This is a genomic window from Bacillus sp. AY18-3 (assembly GCF_008042305.1).
Lineage (GTDB): Bacteria > Bacillota > Bacilli > Bacillales > Bacillaceae_G > Bacillus_A > Bacillus_A wiedmannii.
Genome location: NZ_QKQR01000013.1, coordinates 99,173 through 111,553, shown reverse-complemented (window position 1 = coordinate 111,553; position 12,381 = coordinate 99,173). Strand labels below are relative to the sequence as shown.

Here is a 12,381-nt window from a genome sequence, read left to right as displayed (position 1 = left end):
AATTAGAATGTTTCGATAAAAATGAGTTCGAATTATGTATATTGAAATAATAAGCGCTTTCATTGATATTATACAACAATATAACGGAATATAGTATAAAAAATAAAAAATTATGAATTTATCGTAAACTTTATTTAGATAGTGTTAAATATTGAAAGGAAAGTGAAGGATTTCTACAAAAAAAGTTGCTAAACATAAAAAATGCTTCATAAACAGTTAGTTTCTATAAATATGCCGAAAAACACCGTAAAACCAATAACGCATTTTGTGGAATAAAGAGATAAATGAAATATTTTAAAAGGATAAAACAAATAGGGAGATATTAAATTTAAAAAAAAGAGAGGAGGAGATATAGTAACGGGTATTTACAGTGTTCCGTGTTGTGCTTCAAAATAGACGTGCTAAAATTGAAAAGTTTCTTCTATATAAATAGAGTGAAACAAACTAAAATGAATGTAAAGGAAACTTGACGTAAAGGTTACTTTACATATATACTCACTGTAAGGAAGGAGGGAGAAATTTCCTTGGAAAATAAAATGGTTGAATACCGAAAAAAATTTGGACTATCTCAAGAAAAATTGGCTGAGAAACTTGGAGTTTCCAGACAAACCATCATTTCAATTGAAAAGGGAAAATATGATCCATCACTTCCGTTAGCATTTGAAATAGCAAAAACATTTCAGACAACGATAGAACATGTATTTATTTATGAAGGAAAAGAAGAGGGGGAATAGGGATGAATTATTCACAAAAGTACTTTTTAATTATGGGAATTATTTTCTTTATTATGAGTGGAACCATGGTATTAGCGGGCATAATGACGCATTCCGCACCACCGGCTCCAACGTATACAGTACTTGCGATGATGATTATGTGTTTCTGCTTAAGTTACTTACACCCGCAATTTAAAGAAAAAGATGAGCGAATGAAACTTATTCGTTATAAAGGAATGTTCTTCAGCTTTTTTGCGCTAACGGCATATTACCTTCTTTTCTCTTTCGGTTTAAATCTACACGTAATTACACTATCTGCGGTTGAACTATTAAACATACTTATGGCACTTACGATGAGTACAGTTTTTATCTCATTTGTTGTTTTATCGAAAAGATATTAAGATGGAAGAGAGAAAGGAAGATTAACATATGCAAATGATGTATGCTTTTGGCATTGGACTTGTATTATTTTTAGCCGTATTCTTATTTATTCGAAAAGACGTTCAAGGTGGGACGTTAACGAAAAGAGGCTTTTATAAAATGATCGGCTGTTTAGTTGTTATGTTTATAGCGATTATCGTAATGATCGTTTTAATAAATCAATCACTATAGAATATAAAAATGGAACCTTACTGTAGTAAGGTTATTCTTTTTGATGTAAAATCTGAAAATTCCCATGACATCCATTTACTGCATATAATGGATATTATATAATTTAATAAAATGATAGATAGGGAGCATAGTATATGAATAAAAAAACTATCTTCTTTTTATTAACATGCCTACTACTTATAGCTAGTATTACTTATATAATATGTAACAAACGAGAACAAGTGCCACCTATGTTAGTATGGGAGGGTCAGGAATACTACGTTACGAATGAACCTGCCGAAGCTGAAAAAGTTGGACAAAGGCTCGGAGAAGTAACGAAGAAAATTGAAACAAGTAAAAAACCTACTAAAAATAGTGAATCCAACATATTACAAGAAAAAACAGAAGTATTCATAATGATAGAAGAGGAAAACAATCCTCACTCACCTTTAATCATAAAGGAACCTTATAGTGACGAATATAGAGTAGTAAGACTGATGTTACGTGTACTATAAAGTGAAAAGGAGACTCATATGCAGACAGTAACTTCATATCCATGGTCGTTAAGAAAAATGTTTGTTTTTTTCCTTTGCCTCATCCTTCCGCCAATCGGTGCAATTTATCCCGCATTAACGGGCAGTAAGAACCCCCTGTATAGTGATAATAAAGTTATTGAATTTTGACTAAAAAAGATAAGAGCCTTACTACATTCTATATGCAGCAAGGCTCTTTAAAGTTGTTTCAAATTACATCCATCTGTTTATATAATACTTAAAAAATGAATAATAAAGTTGTTTACTTCTTATTGAACTAACGCATCCGTTCGTTTAAGTGTAACTCTTCACAATTACTTGATATTATATAGGTGAATAGAAAGATAAATTAAAACTTAGTTTAGTAGTTGTAAAAGTAGGTTATTTATATTATTCTCTTAAAATTTTTCAAAAAGGAGAATTTATGAAAAAGATTATTGTTTTTGTATTAACGATATTTATATTATTCTCAGGATTCGCAACACAAAGTTATGCGTTGTCAGATTCGAAATCTGCGGCAATACAAGCGTTGCTAGATGATGCCCGTCGTATATCAGGTGTGCCGGGAATGTCAATCTCAATACTTGCTGATGATGAAGTGTTCTACTTTTCTTCAGGGTATGCAGACCGTGAAAAGGGGTTGTCTGCAAGTGAAAATACACTCTATGAGTTAGCCTCGGTCAGTAAAGCTTTTACCGGTATGGGTATTATGCTGTTGGAAGAGCAAGGTCTGCTCTCAATGACTGACCCTGTCCAAAAATATTTACCTTGGTTTACGTTAAAGTATCAAGGGAAACCTGTTGATATGCAAAGCCTTACACTAAATAACTTTCTTCACCATACCAGTGGTCTAACAAATATTAGGCATACTCAAAATATTCCACAAGGCAATACACCGGATATGTTGCAAAAGACTGTGGAAATGCTCGTGGATGCTGAATTGGCGTTCCCTCCCGGTGAACAGTATAACTATGGAACCGTTAATTATGACGTATTGGGTTTGGTTATTGAGATTGTGTCGCGACAAAGCTATGAAGACTTTATGAGGGAACAGGTATTTCAGCCGTTAGGTCTCCACCAGACGTATGTTTATAAAGAAGATGCTCAAGCCACTGGACAGTTGGCACAGGGCTATCGTTCTTCCTTTTTTATGACAACGCCATTTAAAGCTCCGGATTATGCTGGGAATAAACCCGCAGGCTACATCATTTCTAATACAAAAGATATGGCGCGTTGGATGGGCATACAGATGGGTATCGTGCAGGACATACCCGAAATATTTCACACGGTTATCGAAAAATCACATAGGGGTGATATGTCTGTTTCGGCTGTCAACGATATGTATTATGCGGCAGGCTGGTCGGTAAACGCCGACCAAACGATTATAGAACACACTGGGGGCAATCCAAATTTCAGAACCGAAGTAGCCATACTGCTAAATGAACGAACAGCCGTCTGCTTGCTGAGCAACGGCGCAAATACCAATATAAACCTGGTACTAAAAGTTAAAGATATATTAGACGGCAATCTAACTCAGTCATATGAAATAAGCGGCACACAGCTTTTGGATATTATTTTGTCGTCTATCACAATTATTCTTTGCCTATTGGCCGTTTTGCTATTCCTCTTAGGATTACGCAGAAGGAAAACGAATGAGCGGCAGCCAATGACAAAAAAGAGAAAAATCGTAATAGTTATTTTCCTGATCGCTACGATTGCCCTGGGTATACTGTGCTGTGCTTTCGATTGGTCAACGATACTTATTTGGCAAACATATAGTGTTCTTACAGCTTTGATTTCGTCAGCATTATTAACAGCAAGCATTACTTGGTTTGTATATACTCACCGATTAGATGCCTCGGTCCGAAAATAAGTACAATGTTAAGTAAATAAATCTTAATTTATCGATATCCTTAATTTAAAAAACAGAAGACACCTCGGTGTCTTCTGTAATGTCATCGACACTTCTCCTAGTTAAACCCACTTGCTATTTCTTCCACTAACCTGCCTCGTTAGTAGAAGAAGGATTTTTAAACTACTATATTATTTTTTAAATGACTTTATTGTAAATTAAACAACTTTATTATCTCTGTACACCCCCACCTCAAAATTCAGGGGAAACAAAGAAGTTAGGTGGGGGATCAACTGCCCGTAAAAGCCCGATCGGTTCAACTAATAATCAGTGGGGGATGAACAAAACCCTACTGATTAAAGTTTCACTTTATATTTTGATGAATAGAGAAGCACTACAAAAGAGAGATTTTATTGTATATGTATCATTTGCTACTATTAATATATCGCTTTGGTTATCGCTTAGGATCTTTGATTGGAGTATTTGGATGGTAGCGGGGCATTATGTGCTTGGAGCAATTGTTATTGTTTTTTCGAATATGGATAAGAGATAAGCCAGCAACCTTGAAGGTGTTGGTTTTTATTTTGCTATTTATACGGATTGATTGAAGGGGCCTTGTAGGAATACTACAAGGTTCTTTATCTTTTGGGAATGAATAGAAAATGAATCATATAAATGCTATACTAAAAAATGTTTGTAATGTCAGTTTCATACTATTATATAGTGATGACTTACTAGAAAAGATAAGAGGAGAATGAGCATGCAAAAGATAAAGAAATTATTGCTGTTAATGATGGTAGTAGGATTAACAGTAGGAGTTTTAGCAGGGTGTGCAAATCCGAAAGATACGACAGAAGAATTTTTAACTGCGATACAAAAAGGTGATGCAGAAAAGGCTCGTACATTTGTTGAGAGTGACAAGGAATTTAATAAACTAAATGAAAAAACAGATGATGCTGAGGCAAAAGCAATGCTGAGTGCAATTACGAAAAACTTTAAATTTGAAAAGCCAGAAGAAGTATCGAAAAAAGATGACACAGCAGAAGTGAAAGTGAAAATTACATCTGCTGATCTATCCGTTGCTGTAACAAAAGCAGTGGGAGAAGTTATGCCAATGGCCTTCGCTAGCGCTTTTAGCGAAGACAAAGAGCAATCTGAAAAAGCAATCGAAAAAACGATGACATCAGCAATCGTCAAACACTTATCAGATAAAGATGCAATCATGGCAACTCGCGAAGTTACATTGAACTTAAAGAAAAACAAAGATGGTGACTATAAAATCGTTGCAGATGATAACTTGAAAGAAGTATTGTTTGCCAATGCGAAGTCTTTAGAGAAGATGTTTGGTGGGAAGTGATTGACTTAGATAAAAAAGAGAAACCATATCACGTAGAAAGTTGATATGGTTTCTCTTTTTTTTATGACCCCGGATAGGCTCGAACTCAGGATCTCCATCAACAATCTTTCATGATTATAGCAGATGATAGGGGATGAAAGTTGTTGTAGCTCCGTTCCATAGAGATACTAGACAGGAAACAGTTGATAGGCATACCTCTTTAGTTTTATTTAGAAAGATTGAATAGGGATAGGTCTACGTATCTAATAGTAGATACTTATAGTAGAAATAATTTCGTAGAATGGGACTAGATGATATTACTGAGTTAGCGCGAATGCATAAGTTATAAATTCAAGTGCCGAAAGGGTAACTTTGAGGAGGGGAAGAGTTCGGATTTTTAAGATTATATAAAATATTCATAGTTGCGAAAACTCTATTGTGGTAAAATATTCTATATAAATATTTAAAAGGGGAATGGCTATGGGGGATATAAAAGTTACTCCTGAACAGTTGCGAAAAGTGGCAGGGACTATTAGATCAACTATCATGAATGCAACTGCAACACAGGAGCGACTAAAACGAGATATTGATATGATTTCTAGTAATTGGTTGGGTTCAACCTATATGAAATTTAATACGGATTTCCGTGATTCATCCTTTAAGATGGCACAATTTATAATCATATTAGAGCCACTTGAGAAGTTTCTTCTTGATTCTGCTAATAAATTTGAACAGGTAGATAATATGGATATTGCTATTGCGATGGCATCTGCTTATTTGGGGAAGCCTGTTTTAGATGGTGAAACTAATTTTTTTAATGGGGAAGCTAAACTTCAAGAGGGTAAAAGGTTTGGTTTTGAAGTAAATGGTAGTTTAGTTGAAGGGCAATATAAATTTGCGAAAGGTAATGAACTTGCTTTTAAAGCAATAGGTGGATCTTCAGAGGTCAACCTTCCTTTTACCCTTAATTCTATTAAGGATGATGTGATGGAAGGGAAGACCATTGGAATAAAAACTGAAGTAACTGGATTAGAAGCATCTATTCAAACAGATTCTCCAATAGGAGTTGGGGAGAACTTGAAAACAACTCAAAAATTCGCAACAGGTTCTTATATAGTTGGGGTTGATGAATATTCTTGGAAGAATGAATATGCAGTAGCGCTTCATTCGTACGAATTGGAATTAAGTAAAATAGATATTCCTGACTTTATTCCAATTTTAGGTGGATATGACGTAACCTTAAAAGGAGAATACGCAGTCGGTTCATATGGTTATAAATTTAATATAGGGAAAGAAACAGGGGGGTATGTTACTACACCAAATGGTTACGGTGGTGGGTTTTCCTTCAAGTTTAGCAAAGAGAAAAAGGAGTAATTTAATGTTCAAACAAGGAAAGGTTATTATTATAATTGGTACAATAGTAACAATCATTGCAAGTTTTATGGTACCTGCAGACATTAATACAAAAATAATAAATGTACTTGTAATACTTTTATTTGGTGTAATAGCTATGGGGTCCTCATTGCTTATTGAACGCGTTTATCAAAAAATAAATAAAAAGGGGAATAAATAGATGAAACTTTTACCAATCGGAACAGTAGTTAAGCTAGAAGAGATAGAACAATTTGTTATGATTATTGGAAGAATGGTTGTATCAGCGGATAAACGTGATTTTGATTACGTAGGTGTTCCTTATCCAGTGGGCTATTTAGGTGATGAGAAAGTATTGTGTTTTAATCACGATAAGATTGTAGAGGAAATGCATAGAGGGTATATGACTGAGAGTGAATTAGTTCTACGTGAGAAATTAGTAGAACTATAAAAGAAGAGATTAATACAGAGTTGGTAGGAGCAGGGAGAAATCCTTGCTTTATTTATTTTGAAGAAAGCTAGGAGGGGATCTAATGAGGTTTTCTTCCTTGAAAGGTGGCTATCTCAGAGGTGATATTGAATCGAAGGGGATGGTTAGAGGATTTGTGCTGGATAAACAGCAAGTACATGAGCTATCTAGTGCACAAACTGTAATTTCAATTACCGTAATGATTAACCCTGAGGAGGAAAGCAAAAGAGCTGACTTATTAGAGTCAGCTCGCTAGTTATTACTTGTTATCATTATTAATGTTAACCTATATAGCTTGAACCTCTGGAGTTAACAATCTTCCTCAGTTAATTCATCTAGATTAAAACTAAGAGTTTCAGAGATTTTGCCAGCTCGTAAGATAACTATATATGTAACGCCTAGTTGGAATGCATCTACTTCACACACTTTATTAGTAATACGAGTTAGTGAGTCTTGGAAGTTGGATACTAGAGTATCGATTTCCTCCATAACCATATCGAATTTAGTTGGTTGAATAGTGTTTGTTGTCATAATAATTTCTCCCTTTAGTTTTTGTTTATTTACACGAGATAGGTAATACTTACAGGTGTACAATCATGAGTGAAACGATGTAACCGGCTGCGTAAAGAAAGGTAATGCTGCCGCCAGCTACCAAGGTTGATTTAACCCATTCTTTAAGTTTCAACGTATTCGCCTCCTGTGGAGTCGAACCTTTACAGCTATTCCTGCTCGTGATACCATAGAGAGGAAAGAGCCTTATAGGTTCGACTGAATTGCGTAGCCTTGTTCGGTATACTCGCCAAAGTATAACTACCGAGTAGGGCTATTTTGTTTTGTGTAGTTTTAGATTAATCGGTTAACTTCTTACCAGCATACATACGAGTTAGCATTTTATCGATCTTATTAGCTTTATCTACAGTGTTAATCTTGTTGAGTTGATTAAAAGCTGTATAAAACCTCTTAGCATCCTCGATGGACTCCAGCTCATAGAAGTCTTTGACTTTACCGTAAAACTTTTGTTGTTTACTTTCCAATAGTCTTGCTCACCCCATTTCCTGAGTGGCTTAATTACATCTTAGTAAAAAGTTCTAGAACCGTCAACTGTTAATTTGTGTTTTTTGAAGTTTATTTTCGTGATTACGTCTAAAACAGGTAGAATATCATAATAAAATCCTATCGGACTCGTACAGCTTATTTGTGATCTATAGATGCAAATGCATGGTTTAGCTACTTAGAGTTCCTTACAAAGGAATTTGAGAGGTCGTTTCGCCTGAGGTGGCATCTCGGTAGGGAGATCAACGAGTATAAGACATTTAGAAAGTTGTATAAGCCCGAACAACTGGAACCCAATCAGTTACCACCCTTAGTGTGTAATCAAGAGTACACCTAATAGCACCAACTCAAGGGTTGATACTAAGGAGGGTAAAAAAACAGTTGTTAAGAATATTACTCAACAGTAATAATAGGGGATCGCCAGCATTTTAGAAAAACTAGATTAAGAGTATACAAGGTTTTATACAGTTTTTCAGTTAATCCAGTAACAAACGAGAACTCCAAAACCCATGCTAGAATAGGAATGTATAAAAAGATAAATAGGGCTCTATAAAATAAAAAAAGGGGATTCCTTCTGAGAGTTCGGATTCTTCTTTTTTATTGCTACCGATAATAGGAACGTTATGTTATACATCAAAACTCCTCATCCAGCGTTTCCCCCTCATGGTATAATTAGAAAAAGGAGGAGGACTTCAAAATGATTTTAGAAGCGGTCATGTTGCAAGTAAAAGACGGTATGGAGACGGAGTATGAATCGGTATTTAAGCAAGCATCCTCAATCATCTCTTCCATGCAAGGATACATAAATCATGAATTACAACGCTGTATAGAGCAGAAAGGGAAATATTTGCTCCTTGTGCAATGGGAAACTTTAGAAGACCACACGATAGGATTTCGTCAATCTGAACAATATCAAGAGTGGAAAGCATTATTGCATCACTTTTATGATCCATTTCCAACAGTCGAACACTTTGAGCGTGTAGAATTATCACGAAACTGAACTTGACCGTCTATTAATACTTGAAAAGTAACTTCCAATAACGAGAATTATGTAAATGAGCTGTCCAAACGGATGGCTTATTTTATTTTTTTCTAGCTTGATTTTCCCCGAAGTGCTAGCAATCCCCCTAATAGTGTGTGCTCCTCCTCAGATTAATCTTGTAGGAAATTGAAAAGTTTATTCTTCAGTTTTCTTTGCTCAACAGACATCATCTTTGAGAGAACGCCAAACAGGTAACCTTTGAAATCTTTTCTAATCTTGTTCATCTTCAGGGCAAATACAGATTGTTTGAACGCTGAGATCGCCACTTCAGTTGTATCAACTAAGTCAGGTGCATACTTGTTTGCAGCCAATTTAACTTTACCCCAAATAGCATATATCTCCTTAGCTGTACCAAAGAAGGGGGATACTGCATTGATAAATTCCATAGGTACACATGAGTTAACCAAATAAGATGAATCTAAATCATCCACTTCAACAGGTGCGCTATTACGTATCTTTAATTCTTTAGAGCTTTTAGTTTTAGTTGTAATGGCTTCGTTCTCGTGAGATGGCTCGTCAAGTTGCTCAGGAGTAAGCTCGGTAGCTTCCTTACAAGATGCCAGCTCATGGTGACGTTCAAAAGGATTAATTACACAGATGAACGCTGAGTAGCCACCCTTAACAGGTTTAAATTGTTCAATACGAGTAATGATTCCTAGCTCGCTGAAACGTTTGAGGGCACGCTGAATAGTACGCTTAGAGTATCCTGTTAGATCAGCTAGCGTGTTGTTTTTTAAATATGAAACTCCCACGAATTTACATGAGTAGTTTGATAGCTTTAGAAGTATTACTCGTTCGCTATCTTTTAAGTTATATTCTTTTAGAATAAGATCAATAGTTTTGTCCATCTCAGCTACTGAATCAAATGATATGTATTTTCTGAGTTCCTTCATTTATATAGTCCTCCATCTTTATAGAAGGAACACCTCTTGAGCTAGTACCAATAAGCATGATACAATAGCGAATAAGGAAGCTCCTTCGACTCTTTGAGTCCTTTGAGTTTTTCTTCCGAGAGAGAACCTTGTCCGGTCGCCAAACTAGTACAGGGTTCTCTTTTTATATGTCTTAAATCTCAAGTGAATTAAGTGGATTAAATTTCTCATTTTGCTCTCGTAGAGCTGTTCCCCACAGAGATAAATACCGTTCAGTCATTCTAAGGTTTGAGTGTCTTAGGAGCTTCTGCAAAGTAAATACGTCCATTCCTTGCATGATACACCTATGAGCAAAGCTATGTCGGAAAGTATGGCAACTCAAACGTACGTCTTTGAAGTTCATCACCTTAGATAACCTCTTAAATATCAGTTTTACTGCATTAGGTGTAAGTTGCTTTCCTTCCCTCGAGGTGAACAGGTACTGAGGTATACTCCCTAGCTCTTTCTCTACAAAGATTCTCCACTCGCATATCTCCTTTGTTAGCTTATCTGTGATAGGTATACTTTGTTGTTTCCTCGCTTTACCAAAGAGGACAACTGATTGATTTACTAAGTCAATATCCTTCCACTGTATGTTCACGAGCTCGCCTAGACGGATTCCCGTACTCAGCAGCAGCACAATGATAGCGTGATCTCTGTAACCAAAGAATGATTTATCTCTAGTTTTTAACCTACGGTAATATCTAAGCATTTGCTGAATGTGATAATCTGTGAAGACTTCTATCTTAGTATCTTCCTTAGCAGGCTTGAGCTTTCTCACAGGGTTGTCCTTGTGTTCTATTACCTCCTCGTTTTGCCAGTAGTTAAAGAATATCCTCAAGTGGTGTAACTTTGAGTTGCAAGTGACTACGCCATTCCCTCTCGTTTTCTTGCAGTACCTGAGGTAGGACTTTATAGTTACCTCTCGAATGTCTCTTAAATCAACTATCTCCAGCTCGGAGCAAAAGTTACGGAATTCATTTAATGTAGCCATGTAGACCTCAATTGTCCTATGAGATAGGTTGTTGTATTCTTTCTCTTCCTGGAACTCCTTCATAGCAAAACGTAATAGCATAACTCACCAATCCTTTCTATGTAGTTGCACATAAAAAAGAGGACTACCTAGCTAACCTTCATAGGTTAACTTTAAGTAGTCCTCTTTACGAGTTGCGAGTTTATATAGAACCTCCACAGTTTCAGCTTTTGGAAATAGCCTCTCAAGTATTGATACCATTGAGATAGCAGACTAGACAGATTAAGGGCCTACGATGACAAAACTGTCAAGGTGGCGCTCTCCCTGCTGAGCTACGGGATCTTCAAAAATGTGTATGTAACAGCATCTTTAATCTGTATGCTAAAGCAATTATATATAATTAACTGAAATTTTACAATATTTTATATTAATGTTTTGATAGGAAAGTAGTTGGAATCACTTAGTTGTGTATTAAGGAATATATAAGAAGAGAATGTAATGAAAAGTGATTTCGAATAAAGTGGTTATATTATTTTTTTCGATACCAATCTAAAGGACCATCATCACTTAAATCGACAAGAAAAGGGAGTAAGAAATGTAAAGGTAAGCTAATAAATTCGGGCATAGCATTCACTGTTTTCTTTGATAGATACTGTCTCCCAAAACAATACGGGCAATCTTTTTCAAATGTCACGAGTATTGACCATACATCTTTTATTGTCCACTTCGTTTTACAATACGTACAACGCGCCATAGAGTTCCTCCTCATTTTAAGTCTTCTTCTAGTATATTCCATTTTATTGTACTGAAGTCATTTGTATTTGGTGTGATAAAATGTAAGTTGTTTTGTTTTTTTATGTGGATTTATTTAGTCATTTATGATCAATTACATATCGTTTCATGTTTTTGCAGGATGATAGATTTTCAGCTTCAATATGCAAATTGGCCAATATATCCTTTTTACAATTTACTTAAAATCATGTATAACAGAGATACAAGATTATTTTACCCCGCTATTTGTGGACGGTAAGATCCCCACCTCAAAATTTAGCGAAAGCAAAGAAGTTAGGTGGTGGCAGGCTGCTCGTAAAAGCCCGATTGGTGAAGGCTGATTAAAGTTTCACTTTATAAATATTCAGTAGTAGAGGGAGAATTATTGTAATGGTAAGGAAAACGTTCAAGATGCGTGTATCTAGAAATAGAACGATTTCGATTAATGGCTCGATTCTTGATGTGGATGTTACACATGATGAGTTTTTACAAGAGTTTGTTGAGTGGGTCGATTCTAAAGGCTGGTCGTTTATGGGGATGACAGATGAGATTACACCCGAGGAAGCTAGTCAAAATTTAATAGATTCATTGATTGATGAGAAGGATAAGAAAGAATAATTCCTTCTTATTTTTTATTGTATATTTATGTTCTTTATCGTAAAAGTATGATATAGTAAAAAACAGTGAATGTCCTTCCAATTTAATACAATTTACATATAGATTGGTAGATTCAGTTTTTAAGCTGTGAGAGTATAGTGAAAAGGGA

At 35.4% G+C, this 12,381-nt stretch carries 18 protein-coding genes; 13 read left to right on the top strand and 5 right to left on the bottom strand.

The features are described from left to right. Window positions 1-524: 524 nt before the first annotated feature. From DM800_RS12140 to DM800_RS12090, 11 genes are all read left to right on the top strand, one after another. Window positions 525-734: a helix-turn-helix transcriptional regulator gene (locus DM800_RS12140; RefSeq protein ID WP_000428506.1), complete on the top strand. Its 210-nt coding sequence runs from the start codon at window positions 525-527 to the stop codon at window positions 732-734. Between the two features lie 2 nt (window positions 735-736). Next, window positions 737-1,114 (top strand): hypothetical protein, encoded by a 378-nt coding sequence (locus DM800_RS12135; protein WP_046957056.1) that lies wholly within the window; start codon window positions 737-739, stop codon window positions 1,112-1,114. 28 nt (window positions 1,115-1,142) lie between these two features. Further along, window positions 1,143-1,325 carry a DUF3976 domain-containing protein gene (locus DM800_RS12130; protein WP_001178300.1) on the top strand — a complete coding sequence of 61 codons (183 nt, stop codon included), beginning with the start codon at window positions 1,143-1,145 and terminating at the stop codon, window positions 1,323-1,325. 134 nt (window positions 1,326-1,459) lie between these two features. Beyond that, window positions 1,460-1,819 (top strand): hypothetical protein, encoded by a 360-nt coding sequence (locus DM800_RS12125; protein WP_087984774.1) that lies wholly within the window; start codon window positions 1,460-1,462, stop codon window positions 1,817-1,819. 442 nt (window positions 1,820-2,261) lie between these two features. Next, window positions 2,262-3,710: a serine hydrolase domain-containing protein gene (locus DM800_RS12120; RefSeq protein ID WP_087984775.1), complete on the top strand. Its 1,449-nt coding sequence runs from the start codon at window positions 2,262-2,264 to the stop codon at window positions 3,708-3,710. A gap of 316 nt (window positions 3,711-4,026) precedes the next feature. Continuing rightward, a complete protein-coding gene (locus DM800_RS12115; protein ID WP_087984839.1) occupies window positions 4,027-4,242 on the top strand; it encodes a hypothetical protein in 216 nt (71 codons plus the stop codon). A gap of 207 nt (window positions 4,243-4,449) precedes the next feature. Beyond that, a complete protein-coding gene (locus tag DM800_RS12110) occupies window positions 4,450-5,046 on the top strand; it encodes a hypothetical protein (protein WP_137035596.1) in 597 nt (198 codons plus the stop codon). Window positions 5,047-5,499: 453 nt separating this feature from the next. Next, the gene (locus DM800_RS12105) at window positions 5,500-6,399 is read left to right on the top strand and encodes a WXG100 family type VII secretion target (protein ID WP_098147095.1); all 900 of its coding nucleotides are present in this window, start codon (window positions 5,500-5,502) and stop codon (window positions 6,397-6,399) included. A gap of 4 nt (window positions 6,400-6,403) precedes the next feature. After that, window positions 6,404-6,598, top strand: a complete 195-nt coding sequence (locus tag DM800_RS12100; RefSeq protein WP_087984777.1) for a hypothetical protein — start codon at window positions 6,404-6,406, stop codon at window positions 6,596-6,598. Further along, window positions 6,599-6,847 carry a DUF4176 domain-containing protein gene (locus DM800_RS12095; protein ID WP_000771624.1) on the top strand — a complete coding sequence of 83 codons (249 nt, stop codon included), beginning with the start codon at window positions 6,599-6,601 and terminating at the stop codon, window positions 6,845-6,847. Window positions 6,848-6,929: 82 nt separating this feature from the next. After that, window positions 6,930-7,121: a hypothetical protein gene (locus DM800_RS12090; RefSeq protein ID WP_087984778.1), complete on the top strand. Its 192-nt coding sequence runs from the start codon at window positions 6,930-6,932 to the stop codon at window positions 7,119-7,121. Between the two features lie 53 nt (window positions 7,122-7,174). On the opposite strand, the gene DM800_RS12085 is transcribed toward DM800_RS12090, so the two are convergent. Then, window positions 7,175-7,396 (bottom strand): hypothetical protein, encoded by a 222-nt coding sequence (locus DM800_RS12085; protein WP_087984779.1) that lies wholly within the window; start codon window positions 7,394-7,396, stop codon window positions 7,175-7,177. Window positions 7,397-7,713: 317 nt separating this feature from the next. Then, complete coding sequence (locus DM800_RS12080) at window positions 7,714-7,899, bottom strand: hypothetical protein (protein ID WP_000444252.1); 186 nt, start codon at window positions 7,897-7,899, stop codon at window positions 7,714-7,716. Window positions 7,900-8,615: 716 nt separating this feature from the next. On the opposite strand from DM800_RS12080, the gene DM800_RS12075 reads away from it, so the two are divergent. Next, the gene (locus DM800_RS12075; protein ID WP_098147090.1) at window positions 8,616-8,918 is read left to right on the top strand and encodes an antibiotic biosynthesis monooxygenase family protein; all 303 of its coding nucleotides are present in this window, start codon (window positions 8,616-8,618) and stop codon (window positions 8,916-8,918) included. Window positions 8,919-9,070: 152 nt separating this feature from the next. On the opposite strand, the gene DM800_RS12070 is transcribed toward DM800_RS12075, so the two are convergent. The 3 genes from DM800_RS12070 to DM800_RS12060 form a co-directional block, all read right to left on the bottom strand. After that, complete coding sequence (locus tag DM800_RS12070; RefSeq protein WP_087984781.1) at window positions 9,071-9,853, bottom strand: helix-turn-helix domain-containing protein; 783 nt, start codon at window positions 9,851-9,853, stop codon at window positions 9,071-9,073. Window positions 9,854-10,025: 172 nt separating this feature from the next. Continuing rightward, window positions 10,026-10,946: a tyrosine-type recombinase/integrase gene (locus DM800_RS12065; protein WP_087984782.1), complete on the bottom strand. Its 921-nt coding sequence runs from the start codon at window positions 10,944-10,946 to the stop codon at window positions 10,026-10,028. Between the two features lie 427 nt (window positions 10,947-11,373). Continuing rightward, window positions 11,374-11,598 carry a hypothetical protein gene (locus DM800_RS12060; RefSeq protein WP_087984783.1) on the bottom strand — a complete coding sequence of 75 codons (225 nt, stop codon included), beginning with the start codon at window positions 11,596-11,598 and terminating at the stop codon, window positions 11,374-11,376. A 407-nt stretch (window positions 11,599-12,005) separates the two neighbouring features. Here DM800_RS12060 and DM800_RS12055 point away from each other — a divergent pair, with 407 nt between their 5' ends. Next, window positions 12,006-12,233 (top strand): hypothetical protein, encoded by a 228-nt coding sequence (locus DM800_RS12055; RefSeq protein WP_000251865.1) that lies wholly within the window; start codon window positions 12,006-12,008, stop codon window positions 12,231-12,233. The last annotated feature ends 148 nt before the right edge of the window (window positions 12,234-12,381 follow it).

Coding starts and splice junctions, on each gene's coding strand:
- DM800_RS12135 (WP_046957056.1), top strand. CDS start 737: ATGAATTATTCACAAAAGTACTTTTTAATTATGGGAATTATTTTCTTT.
- DM800_RS12130 (WP_001178300.1), top strand. CDS start 1,143: ATGCAAATGATGTATGCTTTTGGCATTGGACTTGTATTATTTTTAGCC.
- DM800_RS12125 (WP_087984774.1), top strand. CDS start 1,460: ATGAATAAAAAAACTATCTTCTTTTTATTAACATGCCTACTACTTATA.
- DM800_RS12120 (WP_087984775.1), top strand. CDS start 2,262: ATGAAAAAGATTATTGTTTTTGTATTAACGATATTTATATTATTCTCA.
- DM800_RS12115 (WP_087984839.1), top strand. CDS start 4,027: ATGAACAAAACCCTACTGATTAAAGTTTCACTTTATATTTTGATGAAT.
- DM800_RS12110 (WP_137035596.1), top strand. CDS start 4,450: ATGCAAAAGATAAAGAAATTATTGCTGTTAATGATGGTAGTAGGATTA.
- DM800_RS12105 (WP_098147095.1), top strand. CDS start 5,500: ATGGCTATGGGGGATATAAAAGTTACTCCTGAACAGTTGCGAAAAGTG.
- DM800_RS12100 (WP_087984777.1), top strand. CDS start 6,404: ATGTTCAAACAAGGAAAGGTTATTATTATAATTGGTACAATAGTAACA.
- DM800_RS12095 (WP_000771624.1), top strand. CDS start 6,599: ATGAAACTTTTACCAATCGGAACAGTAGTTAAGCTAGAAGAGATAGAA.
- DM800_RS12090 (WP_087984778.1), top strand. CDS start 6,930: ATGAGGTTTTCTTCCTTGAAAGGTGGCTATCTCAGAGGTGATATTGAA.
- DM800_RS12085 (WP_087984779.1), bottom strand. CDS start 7,396: ATGACAACAAACACTATTCAACCAACTAAATTCGATATGGTTATGGAG.
- DM800_RS12075 (WP_098147090.1), top strand. CDS start 8,616: ATGATTTTAGAAGCGGTCATGTTGCAAGTAAAAGACGGTATGGAGACG.
- DM800_RS12070 (WP_087984781.1), bottom strand. CDS start 9,853: ATGAAGGAACTCAGAAAATACATATCATTTGATTCAGTAGCTGAGATG.
- DM800_RS12065 (WP_087984782.1), bottom strand. CDS start 10,946: ATGCTATTACGTTTTGCTATGAAGGAGTTCCAGGAAGAGAAAGAATAC.
- DM800_RS12060 (WP_087984783.1), bottom strand. CDS start 11,598: ATGGCGCGTTGTACGTATTGTAAAACGAAGTGGACAATAAAAGATGTA.
- DM800_RS12055 (WP_000251865.1), top strand. CDS start 12,006: ATGGTAAGGAAAACGTTCAAGATGCGTGTATCTAGAAATAGAACGATT.